The sequence below is a fragment of the Nonomuraea polychroma genome (assembly GCF_004011505.1).
GTDB lineage: Bacteria > Actinomycetota > Actinomycetes > Streptosporangiales > Streptosporangiaceae > Nonomuraea > Nonomuraea polychroma.
This window is the reverse complement of sequence record NZ_SAUN01000001.1, coordinates 5,201,180-5,221,962: the sequence shown is the minus strand read 5'-3', so window position 1 is coordinate 5,221,962 and position 20,783 is coordinate 5,201,180. Positions and strand designations below refer to the sequence as shown.

Sequence of the window (20,783 nt, the reverse complement as noted above, 5' to 3'; positions counted from 1 at the left end):
TGGCATATCCGCTCAGACGGTGGCGGGCACTTCGGTGGGGGAGTGGGGTGCGGGCACCGGGTCGCGGGTGCGCAGCGAGGTCACCACCCGGAGGACGGCGATCCAGACCAGAGTGGAGCCGAGCACGTGCAGGAGGACCAGGGCGGCGGGCACGGCAAGGAAATATTGCGTGTAGCCGATCACGCCCTGCAGCAGCTCCACCGCGAACAGCGCCAGCGCAGCCCGCCGGGCCGGCCGGGTCGAGTCGCTCACGTGCACGGCGAACAACAACGCGAACGTCAGCCCCACGACGACGTAGGCGATGTCGGCGTGCAACCGCGCCACAGCCTCGATGTCGAGATCGAAGCGCGAGGCCATCACATCGCCGGAGTGCGGACCCGTGCCGGTCACCACCACACCGGCCACCAGCAACGCGAACACCGCGGCCACCAGCACGTGGCCGAGCCTGCGGACGTCGCGGTGCACGACCCGCCGGGCCGGGCCGTCGCCCTCGCCTGCGCGGGCGTACAACATCCAGCACGCGGCGATCAGGCCGATCGAGACGAGGAAGTGCATGCCGACCGTGAAGGGGTTGAGCATGGTGCTGACCACCAGCCCGCCCCACAGCGCCTGGACCACGACGCCCGCCGGCTGCAGCAGGGCCAGCCCCACCAGGGACCTGCGGCGCGGCACCATCCGCCACGCCGCGATCACGCACGCCGCCCCCACGGCCAGCACCAGGAACGTGACCAGCCGGTTGCCGAACTCGACGAGCATGTTGAGCATCGACACCTCGGGGTGCGGCACCGGGATGAAGCTGTCAGGCGTGCACCTCGGCCAGGTCGGGCACCCCAGCCCCGAACCCGTCACTCGCACGCCCGCGCCGGTCACCGCGATGCCCGCGTTGACCACCACGGACGCCATCGCCCAGCCCCGCATCGCCTGCGTGGTCGGCGCCCAGAAGGAGAACAGACGGCGCACGAGAGCGTTGGGGTGGTCGGTGGGTAGCTTCACGTCATCGATGGTACGGGCCGGTACGGTCGGTCCCGCCACTGGGAACGGGCTTCTCAACCCGCTTAGGTATGTGACATATTACTGATGGGAGGTGGGGATGTCCGACGTCATCGTCGTGGGCGCCGGCGTGGTCGGGGCGGCCTGCGCCTACTACGCCGCGCGGGCGGGGCTCGACGTGACCGTGGTCGACCGCGGACCCGTCGCCGGCGGCACGACCGGCTCAGGCGAGGGCAACGTGCTGGTGTCGGACAAGGAGCCCGGGCCCGAGCTGGAGCTGGCGGTGCTGTCCAACCGGCTCTGGCGCACGCTGGCCGGGCACGGCGGGTTCGAGTTCGAGGCCAAGGGCGGGCTCGTCGTCGCCGAGACCCCCGAGATCCAGCGGCAGCTCGCCGAGCTCGCCGCCAAGCAGGACGTCGAGCACGCCGTCGTGCCGGGCGACGCGCTGCGCGACTACGAGCCGCACCTGGCGCAGGGGCTGGCCGGCGGCGTTTTCTACCCGCAGGACGCCCAGGTCCAGCCCATGCTGGCCGCCGCCGCCCTTCTCAAGCACGGCGCGGACAAGTACGGCCGGGGCACGCTCCGGCTGCGTCTGGGGGCCGAGGTGACCGGATTCATCCGGTCGGGGGAGCGCGTGACCGGCGTGCGGACCACGCAGGGGGACGTGCTCGGCGGCGCGGTGATCAACGCGGCCGGCACCTGGGGCGGTGAGATCGCCGCGCTGGCAGGGGTGCGGCTGCCGGTCCTGCCCCGGCGCGGGTTCATCCTCGTCACGGAGCCGCTGCCCGAGCCGCTGATCCGGCACAAGGTCTACACAGCCGCCTACGTCACGAACGTGGCCAGCGACTCGGCGGGGTTGGAGACGTCGGCCGTGGTCGAGGGCACGGTGGCGGGGACGGTGCTGATCGGGGCGAGCAGGGAGCGGGTCGGGTTCGACCGGACGACCTCGGTCCCGGTGCTCGCCCGGCTGGCGGCGCAGGCGGTCGCGCTCTTCCCGGTGCTGCGGGGCGTGCGGGCCATCAGGTCCTACTGCGGGTTCCGGCCGTACTGCCCCGATCACCTGCCCGTCATCGGTCCCGATCCGCGGGCGCCCGGCCTGTATCACGCGTGCGGGCACGAGGGCGCCGGCATCGGGCTCGCCCCGGCCACCGGCCACCTGCTCGCCCAGGTCCTCACCGGCGCCCAGCCGGACCTGGACCTGAGCCCCTTCCGCCCGGACCGCTTCCCCGAGGAGGTTTCTTGACCGTCCGCCCGTTCTCCATCACGGTCGACGGCCGGTCCGTGCCGGTCGTGCCCGGCCAGACGATCGGCGCGGCGCTGCACGCGGCCGGGATCCGGGCCTGGCGCACCACCCGGTTCGGCGCGCGGCCCCGCGGGCTGTTCTGCGGGATCGGGGTGTGCTTCGACTGCCTCGTCTCGGTCAACGGGCAGGCGCCGGAACGTGCCTGCCTGGCCGAGGCGGCGCCAGGGGACGAGGTGACGACCTCATGACATATGACCTCGTGGTCGTCGGCGGCGGGCCCGCCGGCGTGGCCGGCGCGCTCACGGCGGCGCTGGCCGGGCTGCGGGTGGCGCTCCTGGACTCGTCGGCGCGGCTCGGCGGCCAGTACTTCCGCCACACCGCCGTCCCCGGGCGCACGCCGGGGCTGGAGCGGTTCCTGCGGCAGGCGCACGCCCTGAGCGACCGGGCCGAGGTGCTGTCGCGGCACCAGGTGTGGAGTGTGAGTCGCGAGCCCGGGGGCGATCTGCTCGTGCACGCCGGCTCCCCGGACGGGCAGGCGGTCGCCGTGCGGGGACGGCGGCTGCTGATCGCCACCGGCGCGTACGACCGGCCGCTGCCGTTCCCCGGCTGGGACCTGCCCGGCGTGCTCACCGCCGGGGGCGCGCAGGCGCTGCTCAAGGGCGACGGCGTGGTGGCGGGCAGGCGGATCGTCGTCTCGGGCACCGGGCCGTTCCTGCTGCCCGTGGCGACCGGGCTGGCCGCGGCCGGGGCGAAGGTGCTCGGCGTCTTCGAGGCGGGCGGCGCGCTCGGGCTGGCCAGGCATCCGCTGCTCGCCCTCGGCAAGGCCGCCGAGGCCGGCGGGTACGCGCTGAGCCTCGCCCGGCACCGGGTGCCGTACCTGACACGCCACGCGGTGGTCGCGGCCCACGGGGAGCGCGAGGTGGAGGCCGTCACCGTGGCCCGCCTCGACAAGCAGTGGAACGTTCTCGCCACCCGGGTCGTCGAGTGCGACACCGTGGCGGCAGGCTACGGGTTCGTGCCGCAGATCGATGTGGGCGTGCAGCTCGGCTGCGGGACCCGGCACGACGTGGACGGCAGCCCCGTCCTGGAGGCCGACGCCGCCCAGCGCACCACCGTGCCCGGGGTGTGGGCGGCAGGCGAGCCCACCGGCGTGGGGGGATGGCGGCTGGCCGAACTCGAGGGCCGCATCGCCGGCCGCTCCGTCGTCGCGGACGCCCGCCGGAGCACATCTGGTGCGGCGGGGGTCGAGGTGGCGGCGGGGGAGGTCGCCGGGGTGTTGTCGCGGCGGCGGGATCGGTGGCGGGCGTTCGGCGCTGCCTTGCACCGGGCGTACCCCGTCCAGCCCGGCTGGCAAGGGTGGTTGCGCGACGACACGCTGGTGTGCCGCTGCGAGGAGGTGCCGCTGGCGCGCATCCGGGAGGCGCAGGAGCTCGGCGCCACCGACGCGCGCTCCATCAAGCTGCTCGCCCGGCCCGGCATGGGCTGGTGCCAGGGCCGCATCTGCGGGTACGCCGTCGCCTGCCTGGCCGGCGAGCCGCAGCAACCGCCTCGCCGCCCCATCGCCCAGCCCATCACCCTCGGCGCCCTCAGCGAGGCCGCCGAACCCGGCGACGACCTCACCACGAGCGGCCCCGGCAATCCCGACGACCTGGCCACGAGCGGCCCCGGCAATCCCGACGACCTGGCCACGAGCCGTGCCGACAAACCCGACGATCCCCTCGCACACTGAAAGACCCGACATGGAGGACTCCTGATGGAACATCGCAGCAAGCCATGGCACGGCGTCATGGTCGCCACCGCGCTGCCCCTGCGCGACGACCTGTCCGTCGACTTCGACGGCTACGCCGCGCACTGCCGCTGGCTGGTCGAGAACGGCTGCGACGGCGTCGTGCCCAACGGGTCGCTCGGCGAATACCAGACGCTCACCCCGCAGGAGCGCGCCCGGGTGATCGAGACGGCGGTCGAGGTCGTCGGTGCCCCGAACGTGATGGCCGGAGCGGGCGCGTACGGCGCCGCCGAGTCGCGCCGCTGGGCCGAGCAGGCCGCCGAGGCGGGCTGCGGCTCGGTCCTCCTGCTGCCGCCCAACGCCTACCGGGCCGACGAGCGGGCGGTCTTCGCGCACTACCGCGAGGTCGCCAAGGCCGGGGTGCCGATCGTGGCCTACAACAACCCGTACGACACCAAGGTCGACCTGACCCCCGCGCTGCTGGCCAGGCTGCACGAGGAGGGCCTGATCGTGGCGGTGAAGGAGTTCAGCGGAGACCCGCGGCGCGCGTACGAGATCGCCGAGCTCGCCCCCGAGCTGGACTTGCTGATCGGCTCCGACGACGTGCTGCTGGAGCTGGCCGTGGCCGGGGCGGTGGGCTGGATCGCCGGCTACCCCAACGCCCTGCCGGCCTCCAACGTGGCGCTCTACCGCGCCGCGGTCGCCGGCGACCTCGCCACCGCGCTGCCCCTTTACAGGAAGCTGCACCCTCTGCTGCGCTGGGACTCCAAGACGGAGTTCGTCCAGGCCATCAAGCTGTCCATGGACCTCGCCGGCCGGTACGGCGGCCCGTGCAGGCAGCCCAGGCAGCCGCTCACCGACGAGCAGGCCGCCGTCGTGCGCGCCGCGACCGAGAAGGCATTGGCAGAAGGGTTGAGATGAGGACCAAACGGGTTTTCCACGCCGTCGACTCCCACACCGAGGGCATGCCCACCCGCGTGATCACCGGTGGGGTGGGCGTGATCCCCGGCGCCACCATGGCCGAGCGGCGCGTTTACTTCCGCGACAACCTCGACCACATCCGCACCCTGCTGATGACCGAGCCGCGCGGCCACGCCGCCATGAGCGGCGCCATCCTGCAGCCGCCCACCCGGCCGGACGCGGACTTCGGCGTGCTGTTCATCGAGGTGTCCGGGCTGCTGCCGATGTGCGGGCACGGCACGATCGGCGTGGCCACCGTGCTCGTCGAGACCGGCATGGTCGAGGTCGTCGAGCCGGTCACCACCGTGCGCCTGGAGGTCCCGGCCGGGCTGGTCGAGGTGGACGTGGCCGTCGAGGACGGCATGGCCATGTCGGTGACGCTGCGCAACGTGCCCTCCTACAGCGACCGGCTCGACGCCGTCGTCGCCGTGCCCGGGTTCGGGGACATCCGGTACGACCTCGCGTACGGCGGCAACTTCTACGCGATCGTCGACCTCGACGCCTACGGACTGCCCTTCGACCGCAAGGCCAAGAACGAGATCATCGCCGCCGGCCTCGCCACCATGGAGGCGATCAACGCCGCCGACCAGCCCGTGCACCGCGAGGACGACCGCATCCGGGGCTGCCACCACGTCTACTTCACCGCCCCCGGCTCCGACGCGCACCACTCGCGGCACGCCATGGCCATCCACCCCGGCTGGTTCGACCGCTCCCCGTGCGGCACGGGCACCAGCGCCCGCATGGCCCAGCTGCACGCCCGTGGCGAGCTGCCGCTCGGCCGGGACTTCGTCAACGAGTCGTTCATCGGCACCCACTTCGTCGGCCGGCTCCTGGAGGAGACCACCGTGGGCGGCGCGCCGGCGGTCGTGCCGTCGATCACCGGCCGCGCCTGGATCACCGGCACCGCCCAGTACTTCCTGGATCCGCGTGACCCGTTCCCCGCGGGGTTCGAACTGTGAGCGAGCGCAGCGAGTGAACCAATCAACACAGCACTTTGGTCATGGTTCCGGCGGAGCCGGGACCATGACCATTACCACTGTCGACTACCACACGGGCGGTGAGCCGTTCAGGATCGTCACTGGAGGCGTGGCCGAGATCCCCGGCGCGGACGTGCCGGCCCGAAGGTCCGCCGCCATGGAGGACTTCGACGACGTGCGGCGGCTGTTGTGCCACGAGCCGCGTGGCCACGCCGACATGTACGGCTGCTTCCTGGTCCCGCCGAACGACCCCGGCGCCCGCTTCGGCGCGCTCTTCTGGCACAAGGACGGCTTCTCGACCGCGTGCGGGCACGGCACGATCGCGCTGGGCGCGTACGCGGTGCAGGAGGGCCTTGTCGAGGCGGACCCGGACGGCGACACGGACGTGGTGATCGACGTGCCGTCCGGGCGGGTCACGGCCCGCGTGCGCAGCTCCGGCGGGCGGGTGCGGGGAGTCACGTTCGTCAGCGTGCCGTCGTACGTGGTGGCGCGTGACGTGGCGGCCGGCGGCGTCAAGGTCGACGTGGCGTGGGGCGGCGCCGTCTACGCGTCCGTCCCGGCCGGGGCGCTGGGGCTGTCGGTGGAGCCACGGCACCTGACGGCGCTGATCGAGCACGCCCGGCGCATCAAGGCGGACCTGGCCGGCCACCCGGCCTCCCGGCATCCTTCCGACGAGCGGCTGTCCGGCGTCTACGGGGTGATCTTCTACGACGCGCTGCCGGACGTGGACGGCATAACGCATCAGCGGAACGTGACGGTGTTCGCCGACGGGGAGGTCGACCGGTCGCCCTGCGGGTCCGGCACGGCGGCCCGGCTCGCGCTGCTGCACGACTCCGGGCTGCGCGGGACGCTGGTCCACAGCAGCATCGTCGGCAGCGTCTTCCGGGCTCGCGTGGCCGGCGTGGCCGAGGAAGGGGTCCTGCCGGAGATCGAAGGCATGGCGTACCGGACCGGGCGGCATACCTTCGAGCTGGATCCGGAGGATCCGATGGGAACGGGGTTCACGCTGCGATGACCGATGCTCTGCCGTATCTCGACGCCGCCACCCTGGAGCGGCTGCTGCCCGTGGAGCGGGCCGTGGGGATCCTGGAGGACGCGCTGCGGGCCGGACTCGACCCGGAGGCCACGCCGCAGCGGCCCGTCGTGGACGTGCCCGCCGGGCAACTGCTCCTGATGCCCGCCGCCGCCGGGCGGTATGTCGGGGTGAAGGCCGTCACCATCGCGCCCGGCAACCCTGAGCGGGGGTTGCCCCGGATCCAGGGGACGTATCTGCTGCTGGACGGCGACACGCTCGCGCCGCTGGCCGCCATGGACGGCATCGCCATCACCTCCCTGCGCACCCCGGCCGTCTCCGCCCTGGCGGTCCGCCATCTGGCCGATCCGCAGGGCGGGAAGCTGGTGGTGTTCGGGAGCGGGCCGCAGGCGTGGGGGCACGTGCTGGCGTTGCGCGAGGTCCGGCCCGTCACCGAGGTGACGATCATCGCTCGCGACCTGGGCCGCGCCGAGTCCCTCGCCGCCCGCTGCCGCACCCTCGGCCTCCCGTCCCGCGCTCTGGCTTCCACCCTCGAGCCGCATGCGGCCGGTGGCTCGGCACCCGTCGGCCGACGGCGCCAGCAGCCCCTCTCATCACACGAGCCCGCTGCCGCCGCCCACCCCGTTTCCGGAGCCGCCGCCGTGGGGCAGGCGGTGGCCGAGGCCGACCTCATCGTGTGCTGCACGACCGCCAGAGAACCCTTGTTCCCCGGTAAGCTCGCCCGCGACGGCGTCACCGTCGTCGCCGTGGGCTCGCACGAGCCCGGCGCCCGCGAGCTCGACGACGACCTCATCGCCCGCGCCACCGTGGTCGTCGAGGCCAGGACGGCCGCGCTGGCGGAGGCCGGGGATGTGATCATCCCGATCCACCACGGTACGATCACCACTGGTCATCTCGCCGGGAACCTCGCCGAGCTGATCGCCGGGCAGGTGGTCGCCGGCCCGGGGCCGCGCGTGTTCAAGAGCACGGGCATGGCGTGGGAAGACCTCGTGATCGCGGCCGCCGCGTACGAGGCGTGGATTTAGGAGGATGGCCGGATGCCTGCCGAGGACCGGCTCGACCTGCCGATGGTGGGGGAGCGTCAGAGCCTGCGCGAGCAGGTGGCGCACGCGTTGCGCGCGGCGCTGATCACCGGAGAGATGCGGCCCGGGGTGGTCTACTCCGCGCCGGTGCTGGCCGCCCAGTTCGGCGTCTCGGCCACGCCCGTCCGCGAGGCCATGCTCGACCTGGCCAAGGAGGGCCTGGTCGAGGCGGTGCGCAACAAGGGCTTCCGGGTGACCGAGCTGTCCGACCGCGACCTCGACGAGCTCACCGAGATCCGCCAGCTCATCGAGGTGCCCACGGTGGCGCGGCTTGCCGACAGCTCGCGGGCGGAGGAGTTCGAGCGGCTCAGGCCCATCGCCGAGGAGATCGTCTCGGCCGGCGAACGCGGCGACCTGCTCGCGTACGTCGACGCCGACCTGCGCTTCCACGTCGAGCTGCTGTCCCTGTGCGGCAACGCCCACCTCGTCGAGGTCGTCCGCGACCTGCGTACCAGGGCCAGGCTCTACGGCCTGTCGCAGTTGTCCGAGCGCGGCGCGCTGGGCGACTCGGCCAGGGAGCACCTGGCGCTGCTCGACGCGCTCAAGAGCGGCGACGGCGCGGCCGTCGCGCACATCATGGACGAGCACATCGGACACGTGCGCGGCATCTGGGCCGAGCACTGACTTCCGACATTCGGGGATCGAGCACCCGCCGATGGAGGTACCCTCGATGCGGGCCGGTCGAGCGACGCAGACCCGGACTCAGACGCTGACCGTAGTCGCAGTCGTCCGACGGCCGTAGGCCGCCCCGTGGCCCCTCCACCGCGCCGGACCGGCCACGCATGCACGCCGGAGATCCGGCGAGGGACGGCATCAAGCCTGGTCCAGCGGAACCCCGCACTCCGCTGACCTTCCGCGGGCTCGGCACACCCCGCCCACCGAGCCGAGCCCTCCGCCGCGCGCCCCGAGAGACCCCATCCCTGGGCGCGCGGCGGAACCTCTCTACTGCTTGCTCTTCCTGGTCGAGCCCAGGCTGGCGGCCACGATGCACACGATCGCCGCCCACTGCTGCACGTGCAGGATCTCACCGAGCAGCAACAACCCGATCATGGCCGCCACCGCCGGCTCCAGGCTCATCAGGATGCCGAACACGTGCTTGGGCATGCGCCGCAGCGCCTGCAGCTCCAGCGAGTACGGGATCACCGACGACAACAACCCCACGCCCAGCCCGATCAGCAGCAGCTCCGGCTGCAACAGGTCGGCTCCGCCCGTCGTGACCCCGACCGGAGCGATCACCACGGCCGACACGATCATCGCGAACGTCAGCCCGCTCGTGCCGGGAAACCGCTGCCCGGCCGCCGAGGACAGCAGGATGTAAGCGGCCCAGCAGACACCGGCCACCATCGCGAACCCGATGCCGGCCCAGCTCACGGTGGCGGACTCGCCCCACGGGGCGAGCAGCACCACGCCGGCTCCGGCCAGCCCCACCCACAGCAGGTCGATCCTGCGCCGCGAGGCCGCCACGGCCACGCCCAGCGGCCCGAGGAACTCGATCGCCACCGCGATGCCCATCGGCAGCCTCGACAGCGCCTCGTAGAACGACAGGTTCATGACGGCCAGTGTCACGCCGAAGGCGATCCCCACCGCCCAGTCGCGCCAGGCCAGCCCCTTCAGCCTGGGCCTGACGAAAGCCCCCATCAGCAGCGCCCCGGCCGCGATGCGCAGGAACACCACGGCGCTCGGCGGCAACGCCGCGAACAGCTCCTTGGCGAATCCGGCGCCGAGCTGCACCGAGAAGATCGCCAGCACCACCAGTGACGACGGCGGGATCGAGTCGGCGGCCGCCCGCAGCACATTCCCCGGCCTGGGCAGGCCGGAGCCGCGATCGAAGGGATCGTCCAGGGCGAAGGCGGTCATGGAGCTCCTCGGAGAAACATCAGATGTCGGGTGAATGGCGCCGACCGCTAGAGCTTACTGATGGCGGGTGACATTCCTGGATTTAGGGTGGTGCTACATGGAAGCCCCCGCCGCCCCCGTGAGCCTCGCCCGGCCTCCGCTGGGCCTGTCCGTCGCCTCGTTCGTCAGCAGCTTCGACCGCTTCGCCGTGAGCCCCATGCTCGTGATGATCGCCGCCGACCTGCGTGTCCCGCTGTCGGCGTCGGTGGCCGCCGCCAGCGGCTACTACCTGGCGTACGGGCTGACGCAGCCGCTGTGGGGCATGCTGTCGGACCGGTTCGGCCGGGTGCGGGTGATGCGCGGCGCGCTGCTGGGCGCGGCGCTGGCGGGGCTGGTGTCGGCGCTGATGCCGGTGCTGGGAGCGCTGGTGGCGGCGAGGGTCGTGGCGGGCGCCTGCTTCGGCGCGGTGATCCCGACGGGCCTGACGTACGTGGGCGACACGGTCCAGCCCTCGGTACGCCAGCGCGCCCTGACGGACCTCATGGGCGCCGCCGCGCTCGGCACGGCCCTGGCCACGGGGCTCGGCGGTGCGCTGGCAGGGCTGGTGGACTGGCGGGCGGCGTTCATCGTGCCGGCCGCCTGCGCCCTCGTCTGCGCGCTGGCCCTGCGCTCGCTGCCCGAGCCGCCCCGGCTCGGCGGGCGCGGCGGGCCCGGTATGGCACGCTACCTGGGCATGGTGCTCGGGCAACGCTGGGCCCTGCTCGTCTTCGCGCTGGCGTTCACCGAGGGCGCGATCATGCTCGGCGCCATGCCGTTCCTGGCCACCGCGCTGGAGCACTCGGGGATCGCGGCGGCGGTGGCGGGCCTGGGCATCACCGCGTACGGGCTGGGGTTGTGGGGGCTCACGAAGGTGGTCAAGCGGTTGTCGGGGCGCTGGCCCGTGCCCGTGCTGATGGCCGTGGGCGGTGCGCAGATGTGCGCGGGGTTCGCGCTCGTGGCCGTGCACGTCAGCATGGTGACGGTCGCCGTCACCGCGCTGCTGCTCGGCGGCGGCTGGTCGTTCCTGCACTCCTCGCTGCAGACCTGGGCCACGTCGGTGGTGCCGGAGGCCAGGGGGACGACGATCGCGTTCTTCGCCTCGGCGTTGTTCGTGGGCAGCGCGATCGCGTCATGGGTGGCCGGGCCGCTGGCCGAGGACGGCCGGTACACGCTGCTGTTCGGGGTGGCCGCGGCCGCCGTGATCCCGCTGACGGCGGTGGCCGCGCTCACCCGCCGCCGCTACGGCGCGCTCCACACCGAGCGCCCCCAGCCCCAGCCCGAGTGACGCCGCGTCGCTCCCCGTCGGGTCACTCCCAGCGGAACGTGCGCGAGACCAGCGCCAGCGACAAGACGGCCCAGCCGGCGAGCACGGCCAGCGAGCCGAGCGGCAGCGCCACACCCTGGGCGAGCACCGAGCGCAGGCCGCCGGTGAGCGCCGAGATGGGCAGCAGCTCCAGCACCGGCCGCACTCCCGCGGGGAACTTCGACAGCGGGAAGATCACCCCGCCCGCCCCCAGCAACACCAGGTAGACCAGGTTGGCCCCGGCCAGCGTCGCCTCCGCCCGCAGCGTGCCCGCCATGAGCAGCGCGAGCCCGCTGAAGGCCGCCGTCCCCAGCACGATCAGCAGGGCCGCGCCCAGGAACGACCCCTGCGGCCGCCACCCCAGCGCCAGCCCCACCGCCACGATCAACACGACCTGGATGCCCTCCACGGCCACCACGGCCGTGGTCTTGGCCAGCATGAGCCCGGCCCTGGACAGCGGCGTCGCACCCAGCCGCTTCAGCACGCCGTAGCGGCGCTCGAAGCCCGTCGCGATGGCCTGCCCGGTGAAGGCCGTGGACATGACCGCCAGCGCCAGCACGCCGGGGGCCAGGAAGTCGATCCGCCGCCCGCCGCCGACGTCGATCAGCGGCGCCAGTGAGAAGCCCACCAGCAGCAGCACCGGGATGATCAGCGTGAGCAGCAGCTGCTCGCCGTTGCGCAACATCGCGCGGATCTCCGCGCCCGCCTGCGCCAGCACCATGCGGCCGAACGGTGCCGCGCCGGGTGCGGGGGTGAAGTCGAGTGCGGTCATCGCAGCTCCCTGCCGGTCAGCTCGAGGAAGATGTCCTCGAGGGTGCGCCGTTCGATGCGCAGGTCGTCGGCCGTGACGCCCTCGGACGCGCACCAGGCCGTCACCGTGGCCAGCAGCTCCGGACCCACCAGGCCCTCGATGATGTAGTGGCCGGCGGGCGACTCCTTGGCCGCGCTGCCCGCCGGGAGCGCGTTGAGCAGCTCCTCCAGCGCCAGCCCCGGCCGCGCGCGGAATCTGAGCTGCCGCTCCGCGCCGGTCAGCGAGGCAGGCGTGCCCTCGGCCACCACCCGCCCCCTGTCGATGATCACCACGTGGTCGGCCAGTCGCTCGGCCTCGTCCATGTGATGCGTGGTCAGCACCACCGACACGCCCGCGGCGCGCAGCTGGCCCACCAGCTCCCAGCAGGCGTGCCTGGCCTGGGGGTCCAGCCCGGCGGTCGGCTCGTCGAGGAACACCAGCTCGGGCCGACCGATCACGGCCGCGGCCAGCGACAGCCGCTGCTGCTGCCCGCCCGACAGCCGCCGGTACGGGGTCCGCGCGTGATCGACCAGCCCCAGCCGTGTCAGCAGGGCCTGGGCGTCGAGGGGGTGGGCGTAGAAGCGGGCGACCAGGCGCAGCCACTCGCCGCAGCGCATCGCCGGCGGCACCCCGCCCGCCTGGAGCATGATCCCCACCCGGGGCCGCAGCTCGGGCCGCTGGGGCGCCAGCCCCAGCACCTTCACCGTGCCGGAGTCGGCCGTGCGGAATCCCTCGCAGATCTCGACCGTGGTCGTCTTGCCGGCGCCGTTGGGGCCGAGGACGGCGGTCACCGCGCCGCGCTCGGCACGGAGCGTGAGGCCGTCGAGGGCGGTGGCGCCGCCGTAACGTTTGACCAGGTCGACGATCTCGACGGCTGGGGATTCCATGACCACGAGTGTAGGGACTACGCCAGGCGGTCCGGGCCACAGGTGAGCACAGGCGCGGCATTCGGGGAACACGACCGGATATGGACAGGTCTTGACCCGCTCGTTCCTCGGAAACAGTCGGCCGGGGGTGAGAGTCTGACGATGAGCCCCACGTCATAGGAGGTTGCAATGGCGCAACGCAGTGGGTATGACCCCGGAGTCCCCTGCTGGGTGGACCTGTCCAGCACCGACGTCGGCGGATCCGCCCGGTTCTACAGCGAGATCTTCGGCTGGCAGGCCGAGATGGTCGACGACCCGGCGGCCGGCGGCTACGGCATGTTCACCTACGAGGGCAAGAAGGTCGCCGGAGTGGGACCGGTCATGGGCGAGGGGATGCCCTCGTCCTGGAACACGTACATGGCGACCGACGACATCACCGCGCTCGCCGAGCGGATCAAGAACGCCGGCGGCACCGTCGTCATGGAGCCGATGCAGGTCTTCGAGGAAGGCAGCATGACCGTCTTCCGCGCTCCCGACGGCTCCCACGCGGCCGCCTGGCAGGCGGCGAACCATCACGGCGCGGAGCTGGTCAACGAGCCGGTCTCGTTCTGCTGGAACGAGCTGATCACGCGCGACCCGGCGGCCGCCGAGCGCTTCTACTCCGAGGTCTTCGGCTGGCGGCCGGAGCTGCTGGAGATGGGCGGCGTCAAATACACCGAGTGGCACGCGGGCGAGCCGGCCATCGCGGGCATGATGGAGATGGCTTCCGACTACCCGCCGGACACTCCCTCGTTCTGGATGACCTACTTCGCGGTGGACGACCTCGGCGCCACCACCGCGGCGGCCGAGCGGCTGGGCGCGCAGGTGCTCGTCCGGGCGATGGACGCGCCGCCCGGTCCGTTCTCGATGTTGATCGACCCGCAGGGCGCGGTCTTCTCCGCCATCCAGCTCAACGAGCCCGAATGAAATATCTGATAACCGGGAATTAGGAGGACCGAATCCTGGTTTGATTCTCTCGGCCCTCGTGGGCCACCTGGTCTGCGAGGAGAGGGGATTCGCGCATGTCCGTGGCAGAAGCCACGTCCGTCGTCGTCGTTCCGAAGCAGAAGAGCCGTCGGGGATTATTGCTGGTCATCCTCGGTGCGCTGTCGGCGATCGGGCCGCTCTCCATCGACATGTACCTCCCGGCGCTGCCCGCCATCACCTCCGAGATGCTCAGCGCGCCCGCCCAGGTGCAGCTCACGCTCACCGCCTGCCTCATCGGCGTGTCGGTCGGCCAGGTCATCGCCGGTCCGGTCAGCGACGTGCGAGGGCGGCGCATGCCGCTGATCGTGGGCGTGGCCGGGTTCATGGTCGCCTCACTGCTGTGCGCGTTCGCGCCGTCGGTGCCCATGCTCATCGCCTTCCGGCTGCTGCAGGGCATCCTGGGCGGCGCGGCCCTGGTCATCGTGCGCGCCGTCGTGCGCGACCTGTACGACGGCGCCGCCATCGCCCGCATCTTCGCCACGCTCATGCTGGTCAGCGGCCTGGCGCCGATCCTGGCGCCGATCGCCGGGGCGCAGCTGCTGGCGTTCACGTCCTGGCGGGGCGTGTTCGTGGCGCTCAGCCTCGCGGGCCTGGTGCTGCTGCTGGCCGTGCTGGCGGGAGTGCGGGAGACGCTGCCCGCGCAGGAGCGTGAGAGCGGCGGGCTCAAGCACACCGCCCGCACGTTCTGGCAGCTGCTGCGCGACCGCGCGTTCATGGGCTACGCGCTCACCGGCGGCCTGGCGTTCTCGGCGATGTTCGGCTACATCGCCGGCTCGCCGTTCGTGCTGCAGGAGGTCTACGGCGCCACGCCGCAGCAATATTCGCTCATCTTCGGGCTCAACGCCTTCGGCCTGACCGCCATGGCGCAGGTCGGCGGCCGGCTGTCGGGCCGGGTGCCGCCGGTCGCGCTGGTCATGACCGGGCTGGTCACCGCACTGACCGGGGCGGGGCTGCTCATGGGCGCCGCGCTCACCGGGCTCGGCCTGTGGGGCATCGTGGGCGGCTTGTTCGTCATCATGCTCGGCCAGGGCCTGGTGCTCCCCGGCACGGGCGCGCTGGCGCTGGGCTCGCAGCCGGCTCAGGTGGCCGGCAGCGCCTCCGCCCTGCTCGGCGTGCTGCAGTTCGCGCTCGGTGCCCTGGCGGCCCCGCTGGTCGGCCTGGCCGGTTCGGGTACCGCCGTGCCCATGGCGACCGTCATGCTGGGACTCATCGCCTGCTCGGTGGTGATCTTCGCCGTGCTGGCCCGGCCGCCGGCAAGTCAAGTTAGGTAAGGCTACCCTGCGTGACAAATTCCATCCCCGAGCTGCTCAGAACCGTTTGGATGCGGGAAGGAATTACGGCACACTGATGTTGTGAAAAACATGCCCATGATGGAGCCAGGTCACGAGCGCGGGACGCGTGCCCGCGTGGCCCGGCTGATTCTTGAGCATGGTCCCGTCGCGGCCGCCGCCCTGGGCGAGCGGCTCGGGCTCACGCCCGCCGCCGTGCGACGTCACCTCGACGCGCTGGTGGCCGACGGGATGATCGAGCCTCGCATGGTGCGCCCGCGCGGTCAGCGCGGACGCGGGCGGCCGGCCAAGCTGTTCGCCATCACCGACGCGGGGCGCAGTGCCTTCGAGCACGCCTATGACGACCTGGCCGGGAGCGCGCTGCGCTTTCTGGCCGAGCGCATGGGACAGGAAGCGGTGACCGACTTCGCTCGCGCGCAGGTGCTCGGCCTGCTCAAGCGGCTGGATCCGGTCATGCGGACGGTGCCGGCGGATCAGCGCGTTCAAGTGCTGGCGCAGGCGCTGTCGGCGGAGGGCTATGCCGCCTCGGCCAGCAAGGCCAAGTCGGGCGGCGACCAGCTCTGCCAGCATCACTGCCCGGTGGCCCACGTAGCAGCGGAGTTCCCGCAGCTCTGCGAGGCCGAGACGGAGGCGTTCGCGCAACTGCTCGGCACACCGGTGCAGCGCCTGGCCACGATCGCACACGGCGACGGGGTCTGCACGACGCACGTAAGCCCACAGAAGCTGGGTGAATCCGCACATAGAGACAAGAGCAAGGAGACCGGAAGGTGACTGTCACCGACCGCCCGGAGCTGGAAGGCCTCGGGAATTACAAGTTCGGCTGGGCCGACCCGGATGCCGCGGGCGCGGCGGCCAAGCGTGGCCTGTCCGAGGAGGTCGTTCGCAACATCTCCGCTCTCAAGAACGAGCCGGAGTGGATGCTTGACCTTCGCCTGAAGGGCCTCCGCCTGTTCGACAGGAAGCCGCTGCCCACCTGGGGCTCTGACCTCAGCGGCATCGATTTCGACAACATCAAGTACTTCGTGCGCTCGACCGAGAAGCAGGCCGCTTCCTGGGACGAGCTGCCCGCCGACATCAAGAACACCTATGACAAGCTTGGCATCCCCGAGGCGGAGAAGCAGCGCCTCATCGCCGGTGTCGCGGCTCAGTACGAGTCCGAGGTGGTCTACCACAAGATCCGTGAGGACCTCGAGGAGAAGGGCGTCATCTTCCTCGACACCGACACGGGCCTGAAGGAGCACCCGGAGATCTTCCAGGAGTACTTCGGGTCGGTCATCCCGGTGGGCGACAACAAGTTCGCCGCGCTCAACACCGCCGTGTGGTCCGGTGGCTCGTTCATCTACGTGCCGCCGAACGTCGAGGTCGAGATCCCGCTGCAGGCCTACTTCCGGATCAACACCGAGAACATGGGCCAGTTCGAGCGGACCCTGATCATCGTGGACGAAAACTCCTACGTCCACTACGTCGAGGGCTGCACCGCGCCGATCTACTCCTCCGACTCGCTGCACAGCGCCGTCGTTGAGATCATCGTGAAGAAGAACGCCCGCTGCCGTTACACGACCATCCAGAACTGGTCGAACAACGTCTACAACCTGGTCACCAAGCGCGCCGTGGCCTACGAGGGCGCGACCATGGAGTGGATCGACGGCAACATCGGCTCCAAGGTCACGATGAAGTACCCGGCCGTCTACCTCATGGGCGAGCACGCCAAGGGCGAGACGCTGAGCGTCGCGTTCGCGGGCGAGGGTCAGCACCAGGACGCCGGCTCGAAGATGGTGCACCTGGCGCCGAACACGAGCTCCAGCGTGATCTCCAAGTCGGTGGCGCGCGGCGGCGGCCGCACCTCCTACCGCGGTCTCGTGCAGATCGAGGAGGGCGCGCACGGCAGCGCCAGCACCGTCAAGTGCGACGCACTGCTGGTCGACCAGATCAGCCGCTCCGACACCTACCCCTACGTCGACGTCCGCGAGGACGACGTCAGGATGGGTCACGAGGCGACGGTCTCCAAGGTCAGCGAGGACCAGCTGTTCTACCTCATGAGCCGCGGGCTCGATGAGGACGAGGCGATGGCGATGATCGTGCGCGGCTTCGTGGAGCCGATCGCGCGTGAGCTGCCGATGGAATACGCGCTCGAGCTCAACCGGCTGATCGAGCTGCAGATGGAAGGAGCCGTCGGCTGATGGGCCTGAACGAGAAGCCCTTGTCGACCCTGCACGAGAAGGCGTCGTTCGACCTCGGTGACTTCGAGGTCCCGACCGGGCGCGAGGAGTCGTGGCGTTTCACGCCGCTCTCGCGCCTGAAGGGCCTGCACAACGGCAAGGCCGAGCCCGTGGGCCACGTGCGCCTGGACGTCGACGCGGCGCCCGAGGTCACCGTGGAGACGGTCGGCCGCGACGACGCCCGCCTCGGCAAGGCGTTCGCGCCGACCGACCGGGTGAGCGCCCAGGCGTGGCACAGCTTCGAGAAGGCCACCGTGATCACGGTGCCCCGCGAGGCCGTCACGTCCAAGCACACCGTCCTGACGCTGACCGGGTCCGGCGACGGCGCCTCCTACGGCCACATCGTGGTCAAGGTGGAGCCGATGGCCGAGGCCGTGATCGTGCTCGACCACAGGGGCAGCGCCGTCTACGCCGACAACATCGAGTTCGCCGTCGGCGACGGCGCCTCGCTCAGGGTCGTCAGCCTGCAGGACTGGGACGACGACGCGGTCCACGTCTCGCACCACCACGCCCAGCTGGCCAAGGACGCGACGTTCCGCAGCTTCGCGGTGACGCTCGGCGGCGACCTCGTACGCCTGTCGCCCAACGTGACCTACACCGCCCCCGGCGGCGACGCCGACATGTCGGGCGTCTACTTCGCGGATGCCGGGCAGCACCTGGAGCACCGCCTGCTGGTCGACCACTCGCAGCCGAACTGTAAGAGCAACGTCGACTACCGCGGCGCGCTGCAGGGTGAGGACGCGCACGCCGTCTGGATCGGCGACGTGATCATCAGGGTCGAGGCCGAGGGCACCGACACCTACGAGCTCAACCGCAATCTCATCCTCACCGACGGCGCCCGCGCCGACTCGGTGCCCAACCTGGAGATCCTCACCGGCGAGGTCGCCGGCGCCGGCCACGCCTCCGCCTCCGGCCGCCTCGACGACGAGCACATCTTCTACCTGCAGGCCCGCGGCATCCCCTACGACGAGGCCCGTCGCCTGGTCGTCAAGGGCTTCCTCGGCCAGCTCATCGAGAAGATCGAGGTCGAGGAGATCCGCGAGCGCGTGCTCACCGCAGTGGAGGCGGAGCTCACGCGATGAGTTTCCAGAAGGTCTGCAAGCTCGATGACATCCCTGACCAGGGGGCCATCGGGGTCGAGGTCGGGGACACGCCGGTCGCGCTCGTCCGCAAGGGCGATGAGGTCTTCGCCCTGCACGACGTCTGCTCCCACGCCGAGGTGAAGCTCAGCGAGGGCGAGCTCTACGACGGCACGCTGGAGTGCTGGCTGCACGGCTCGTGCTTCGACGTCCGCACCGGCAAGCCGACCGGACCACCTGCGACCAAGCCCGTGAACGTCTACACAGTCAAGATCGACGGCGATGACGTCCTCGTCTCGCTCTCGAAGGAGTCATAACACACCATGTCCACCCTAGAGATCCGCGACCTGCACGTCGCCGTCGAGGACAAGGAAATCCTGCGCGGCGTCAACCTGACCGTGGCGGCCGGGCAGACCCACGCCATCATGGGCCCCAACGGCTCGGGCAAGTCGACGCTCGCCTACGCCATCGCCGGCCACCCCAAGTACACGATCACCAGCGGCAAGGTGCTGCTGGACGGCGTGGACCTGCTGGAGCTGTCGGTCGACGAGCGGGCCCGCGCGGGCCTGTTCCTCGCCATGCAGTACCCGGTCGAGGTCCCCGGCGTGTCGGTGTCGAACTTCCTGCGCTCGGCCGTCACCGCCGTCCGCGGCGAGGCGCCCAAGCTGCGTGAGTTCGCCAAGGACCTGAAGAACGGCATGGACGCGCTGTCCATCGACTCCGCCTTCGCCCAGCGCAACCTCAACGAGGGTTTCTCCGGCGGCGAGAAGAAGCGCCACGAGATCCTCCAGATGGAGCTGCTCAAGCCGAAGATCGCCGTGCTCGACGAGACCGACTCCGGCCTCGACGTGGACGCGCTGCGCGTGGTGTCGGAGGGCATCAACCGCTTCCGCGCCTCCGGCGAGACCGGCGTTCTGCTGATCACGCACTACACGCGCATCCTGCGGTACGTGAAGCCGGACTTCGTGCACGTCTTCGCCGCCGGCAGGATCGTCGAGGAGGGCGGCCCCGAACTGGCCGAGAAGCTCGAGGCCGAGGGCTACGAGCAGTACACGAAGGCGTCTGCATGACTTCCATCAGCTTCGATGTGGAGAAGATCAGGAAGGACTTCCCGGTCTTCTCCCGCGAGCTGCCCGACGGGCGCCCGCTCGTCTACCTGGACTCGGGCAACTCCTCGCAGAAGCCCGAGCTGGTCATCGAGACCATGCGGGAGCACCTGGCGATGCACTACAGCAACGTCGGGCGGGCCATGCACGTGCTCGGGGCCGAGTCGACCGAGGCGTACGAGGGCGCCCGCGACAAGATCGCCGGCTTCGTCGGCACGTCGTCGCGTGACGAGGTGATCTTCACCAAGAACGCCTCCGAGGCGCTCAACCTGGTCGCGTACTCGTTCGGCAACCCGGCCAACACCGATCCGCGCTTCACGCTCGGGCCGGGCGACGAGATCGTCATCTCCGAGATGGAGCACCACTCCAACATCGTGCCGTGGCAGATGCTCTCGCAGCGCACCGGTGCGACGCTGAAGTGGTTCGGCGTCACCGACGACGGCCGGCTGGACCTGTCGGACGACGTGATCACCGAGCGGACGAAGATCGTCTCGGTCGCCCACCAGTCCAACGTGCTCGGCACCGTCAACCCGGTCGCCGAGCTGGCCAGGCGGGCGCACGCGGTAGGGGCGCTCATCATGCTGGACGCCTCCCAGTCCGTGCCGCACCACCCGGTGAACGTCACCGAGCTGGGCGCCGACTTCGTGGCCTTCACCGGGCACAAGATGGTCGGCCCGTCCGGCATCGGCGTGCTCTGGGGGCGGGCCGAGCTGCTGGAGGCCATGCCCCCGTTCCTGGGCGGCGGCGAGATGATCGAGGCGGTCTGGATGGACCGCTCGACGTACGCGCCGGTGCCGCACAAGTTCGAGGCCGGCACGCCGCCGATCGTCGAGGCCATCGGGCTCGGCGCGGCCGTGGACTACCTCACCGGGATCGGCATGGAGGCCGTCGAGGCGCACGAGCGCGAGCTGACGGCCTACGCGCTGGAGGCCCTGCGCGACGTTCCCACCCTGCGTGTCATCGGCCCCGAGACGCTGGAGGGGCGTGGCGGGACGGTGTCGTTCACGCTGGAGGGCATCCACCCGCACGACGTCGGGCAGATCCTGGACGACCAGTTCGGCGTCGCCGTACGCGTGGGGCACCACTGCGCGCGGCCGCTGCACCTGCGCTTCGGAATACCGGCGACCACGCGGGCGTCGTTCTACCTGTACAACACCACGGGCGAGATCGACGCCCTGGTGCGCGGCCTGCATCACGTTCAGAAGGTGTTCGCATAGCC

The 20,783-nt window shown here is 71.4% G+C and carries 21 protein-coding genes; 17 read left to right on the top strand and 4 right to left on the bottom strand.

Annotation, left to right across the window (positions count from 1 at the left end; all coding sequences use genetic code 11):
• Positions 1-12: 12 nt before the first annotated feature.
• Entirely contained in the window at positions 13-993 is a 981-nt protein-coding gene (locus EDD27_RS23825; RefSeq protein WP_127934346.1) for a COX15/CtaA family protein, read from the bottom strand.
• 97 nt (positions 994-1,090) lie between these two features.
• On the opposite strand from EDD27_RS23825, the gene EDD27_RS23820 reads away from it, so the two are divergent.
• From EDD27_RS23820 to EDD27_RS23785, 8 genes are all read left to right on the top strand, one after another.
• Positions 1,091-2,233 carry an NAD(P)/FAD-dependent oxidoreductase gene (locus EDD27_RS23820; protein ID WP_127934345.1) on the top strand — a complete coding sequence of 381 codons (1,143 nt, stop codon included), beginning with the start codon at positions 1,091-1,093 and terminating at the stop codon, positions 2,231-2,233.
• On the top strand, positions 2,230-2,481 hold the full coding sequence (locus EDD27_RS23815; RefSeq protein ID WP_127934344.1) for a (2Fe-2S)-binding protein: 252 nt from the start codon (positions 2,230-2,232) through the stop codon (positions 2,479-2,481). Before EDD27_RS23820 ends, EDD27_RS23815 begins: the two co-directional genes overlap by 4 nt.
• Complete coding sequence (locus EDD27_RS23810; protein WP_127934343.1) at positions 2,478-3,962, top strand: FAD/NAD(P)-dependent oxidoreductase; 1,485 nt, start codon at positions 2,478-2,480, stop codon at positions 3,960-3,962. Before EDD27_RS23815 ends, EDD27_RS23810 begins: the two co-directional genes overlap by 4 nt.
• Before the next feature lie 24 nt (positions 3,963-3,986).
• Positions 3,987-4,880 (top strand): dihydrodipicolinate synthase family protein, encoded by an 894-nt coding sequence (locus EDD27_RS23805; protein WP_206641625.1) that lies wholly within the window; start codon positions 3,987-3,989, stop codon positions 4,878-4,880.
• Positions 4,877-5,878, top strand: coding sequence for a proline racemase family protein (locus EDD27_RS23800; protein ID WP_127934341.1), 1,002 nt, complete (start codon positions 4,877-4,879; stop codon positions 5,876-5,878). The genes EDD27_RS23805 and EDD27_RS23800 overlap by 4 nt, the downstream gene beginning before the upstream one ends.
• A gap of 64 nt (positions 5,879-5,942) precedes the next feature.
• Complete coding sequence (locus tag EDD27_RS23795) at positions 5,943-6,911, top strand: proline racemase family protein (RefSeq protein WP_127934340.1); 969 nt, start codon at positions 5,943-5,945, stop codon at positions 6,909-6,911.
• The gene (locus EDD27_RS23790) at positions 6,908-7,954 is read left to right on the top strand and encodes an ornithine cyclodeaminase family protein (RefSeq protein WP_127934339.1); all 1,047 of its coding nucleotides are present in this window, start codon (positions 6,908-6,910) and stop codon (positions 7,952-7,954) included. Before EDD27_RS23795 ends, EDD27_RS23790 begins: the two co-directional genes overlap by 4 nt.
• Positions 7,955-7,966: 12 nt before the next feature.
• Positions 7,967-8,635, top strand: coding sequence for a GntR family transcriptional regulator (locus tag EDD27_RS23785; protein ID WP_127934338.1), 669 nt, complete (start codon positions 7,967-7,969; stop codon positions 8,633-8,635).
• A 318-nt stretch (positions 8,636-8,953) separates the two neighbouring features.
• Here EDD27_RS23785 and EDD27_RS23780 read toward each other — a convergent pair whose 3' ends face one another.
• Positions 8,954-9,868: an EamA family transporter gene (locus EDD27_RS23780; protein WP_127934337.1), complete on the bottom strand. Its 915-nt coding sequence runs from the start codon at positions 9,866-9,868 to the stop codon at positions 8,954-8,956.
• Positions 9,869-9,965: 97 nt separating this feature from the next.
• On the opposite strand from EDD27_RS23780, the gene EDD27_RS23775 reads away from it, so the two are divergent.
• A complete protein-coding gene (locus tag EDD27_RS23775) occupies positions 9,966-11,171 on the top strand; it encodes an MFS transporter (RefSeq protein WP_127934336.1) in 1,206 nt (401 codons plus the stop codon).
• A 22-nt stretch (positions 11,172-11,193) separates the two neighbouring features.
• Here the strand turns inward: EDD27_RS23775 and EDD27_RS23770 are convergent, their stop codons facing one another.
• Positions 11,194-11,961, bottom strand: coding sequence for an ABC transporter permease (locus EDD27_RS23770; RefSeq protein ID WP_127934335.1), 768 nt, complete (start codon positions 11,959-11,961; stop codon positions 11,194-11,196).
• Positions 11,958-12,866, bottom strand: coding sequence for an ABC transporter ATP-binding protein (locus EDD27_RS23765; RefSeq protein ID WP_127934334.1), 909 nt, complete (start codon positions 12,864-12,866; stop codon positions 11,958-11,960). Before EDD27_RS23765 ends, EDD27_RS23770 begins: the two co-directional genes overlap by 4 nt.
• Before the next feature lie 168 nt (positions 12,867-13,034).
• Here EDD27_RS23765 and EDD27_RS23760 point away from each other — a divergent pair, with 168 nt between their 5' ends.
• The 8 genes from EDD27_RS23760 (at position 13,035) to EDD27_RS23725 (ending at position 20,781) form a co-directional block, all read left to right on the top strand.
• Positions 13,035-13,811, top strand: a complete 777-nt coding sequence (locus tag EDD27_RS23760) for a VOC family protein (protein ID WP_127934333.1) — start codon at positions 13,035-13,037, stop codon at positions 13,809-13,811.
• Between the two features lie 95 nt (positions 13,812-13,906).
• Positions 13,907-15,142, top strand: coding sequence for a multidrug effflux MFS transporter (locus tag EDD27_RS23755; RefSeq protein ID WP_127934332.1), 1,236 nt, complete (start codon positions 13,907-13,909; stop codon positions 15,140-15,142).
• A 90-nt stretch (positions 15,143-15,232) separates the two neighbouring features.
• Positions 15,233-15,931: a helix-turn-helix transcriptional regulator gene (locus EDD27_RS23750; RefSeq protein ID WP_127940906.1), complete on the top strand. Its 699-nt coding sequence runs from the start codon at positions 15,233-15,235 to the stop codon at positions 15,929-15,931.
• Positions 15,928-17,340 carry a Fe-S cluster assembly protein SufB gene (gene sufB / locus EDD27_RS23745; RefSeq protein ID WP_127934331.1) on the top strand — a complete coding sequence of 471 codons (1,413 nt, stop codon included), beginning with the start codon at positions 15,928-15,930 and terminating at the stop codon, positions 17,338-17,340. The genes EDD27_RS23750 and sufB overlap by 4 nt, the downstream gene beginning before the upstream one ends.
• On the top strand, positions 17,340-18,461 hold the full coding sequence (sufD, locus tag EDD27_RS23740) for a Fe-S cluster assembly protein SufD (RefSeq protein WP_127934330.1): 1,122 nt from the start codon (positions 17,340-17,342) through the stop codon (positions 18,459-18,461). The genes sufB and sufD overlap by 1 nt, the downstream gene beginning before the upstream one ends.
• Positions 18,458-18,775 (top strand): Rieske (2Fe-2S) protein, encoded by a 318-nt coding sequence (locus tag EDD27_RS23735; RefSeq protein WP_127934329.1) that lies wholly within the window; start codon positions 18,458-18,460, stop codon positions 18,773-18,775. Before sufD ends, EDD27_RS23735 begins: the two co-directional genes overlap by 4 nt.
• A gap of 6 nt (positions 18,776-18,781) precedes the next feature.
• Entirely contained in the window at positions 18,782-19,528 is a 747-nt protein-coding gene (gene sufC, locus EDD27_RS23730) for a Fe-S cluster assembly ATPase SufC (RefSeq protein WP_127934328.1), read from the top strand.
• On the top strand, positions 19,525-20,781 hold the full coding sequence (locus EDD27_RS23725; protein WP_127934327.1) for a cysteine desulfurase: 1,257 nt from the start codon (positions 19,525-19,527) through the stop codon (positions 20,779-20,781). The genes sufC and EDD27_RS23725 overlap by 4 nt, the downstream gene beginning before the upstream one ends.
• Positions 20,782-20,783: the final 2 nt, after the last annotated feature.

Bases quoted from the DNA above. Each gene is read 5' to 3' on its own strand.
- EDD27_RS23820 (WP_127934345.1), top strand. From the start codon at position 1,091: ATGTCCGACGTCATCGTCGTGGGCGCCGGCGTGGTCGGGGCGGCCTGC.
- EDD27_RS23810 (WP_127934343.1), top strand. From the start codon at position 2,478: ATGACATATGACCTCGTGGTCGTCGGCGGCGGGCCCGCCGGCGTGGCC.
- EDD27_RS23805 (WP_206641625.1), top strand. From the start codon at position 3,987: ATGGAACATCGCAGCAAGCCATGGCACGGCGTCATGGTCGCCACCGCG.
- EDD27_RS23800 (WP_127934341.1), top strand. From the start codon at position 4,877: ATGAGGACCAAACGGGTTTTCCACGCCGTCGACTCCCACACCGAGGGC.
- EDD27_RS23795 (WP_127934340.1), top strand. From the start codon at position 5,943: ATGACCATTACCACTGTCGACTACCACACGGGCGGTGAGCCGTTCAGG.
- EDD27_RS23790 (WP_127934339.1), top strand. From the start codon at position 6,908: ATGACCGATGCTCTGCCGTATCTCGACGCCGCCACCCTGGAGCGGCTG.
- EDD27_RS23785 (WP_127934338.1), top strand. From the start codon at position 7,967: ATGCCTGCCGAGGACCGGCTCGACCTGCCGATGGTGGGGGAGCGTCAG.
- EDD27_RS23780 (WP_127934337.1), bottom strand. From the start codon at position 9,868: ATGACCGCCTTCGCCCTGGACGATCCCTTCGATCGCGGCTCCGGCCTG.
- EDD27_RS23775 (WP_127934336.1), top strand. From the start codon at position 9,966: ATGGAAGCCCCCGCCGCCCCCGTGAGCCTCGCCCGGCCTCCGCTGGGC.
- EDD27_RS23770 (WP_127934335.1), bottom strand. From the start codon at position 11,961: ATGACCGCACTCGACTTCACCCCCGCACCCGGCGCGGCACCGTTCGGC.
- EDD27_RS23765 (WP_127934334.1), bottom strand. From the start codon at position 12,866: ATGGAATCCCCAGCCGTCGAGATCGTCGACCTGGTCAAACGTTACGGC.
- EDD27_RS23760 (WP_127934333.1), top strand. From the start codon at position 13,035: ATGGCGCAACGCAGTGGGTATGACCCCGGAGTCCCCTGCTGGGTGGAC.
- EDD27_RS23755 (WP_127934332.1), top strand. From the start codon at position 13,907: ATGTCCGTGGCAGAAGCCACGTCCGTCGTCGTCGTTCCGAAGCAGAAG.
- EDD27_RS23750 (WP_127940906.1), top strand. From the start codon at position 15,233: ATGCCCATGATGGAGCCAGGTCACGAGCGCGGGACGCGTGCCCGCGTG.
- sufD (WP_127934330.1), top strand. From the start codon at position 17,340: ATGGGCCTGAACGAGAAGCCCTTGTCGACCCTGCACGAGAAGGCGTCG.
- EDD27_RS23735 (WP_127934329.1), top strand. From the start codon at position 18,458: ATGAGTTTCCAGAAGGTCTGCAAGCTCGATGACATCCCTGACCAGGGG.
- sufC (WP_127934328.1), top strand. From the start codon at position 18,782: ATGTCCACCCTAGAGATCCGCGACCTGCACGTCGCCGTCGAGGACAAG.
- EDD27_RS23725 (WP_127934327.1), top strand. From the start codon at position 19,525: ATGACTTCCATCAGCTTCGATGTGGAGAAGATCAGGAAGGACTTCCCG.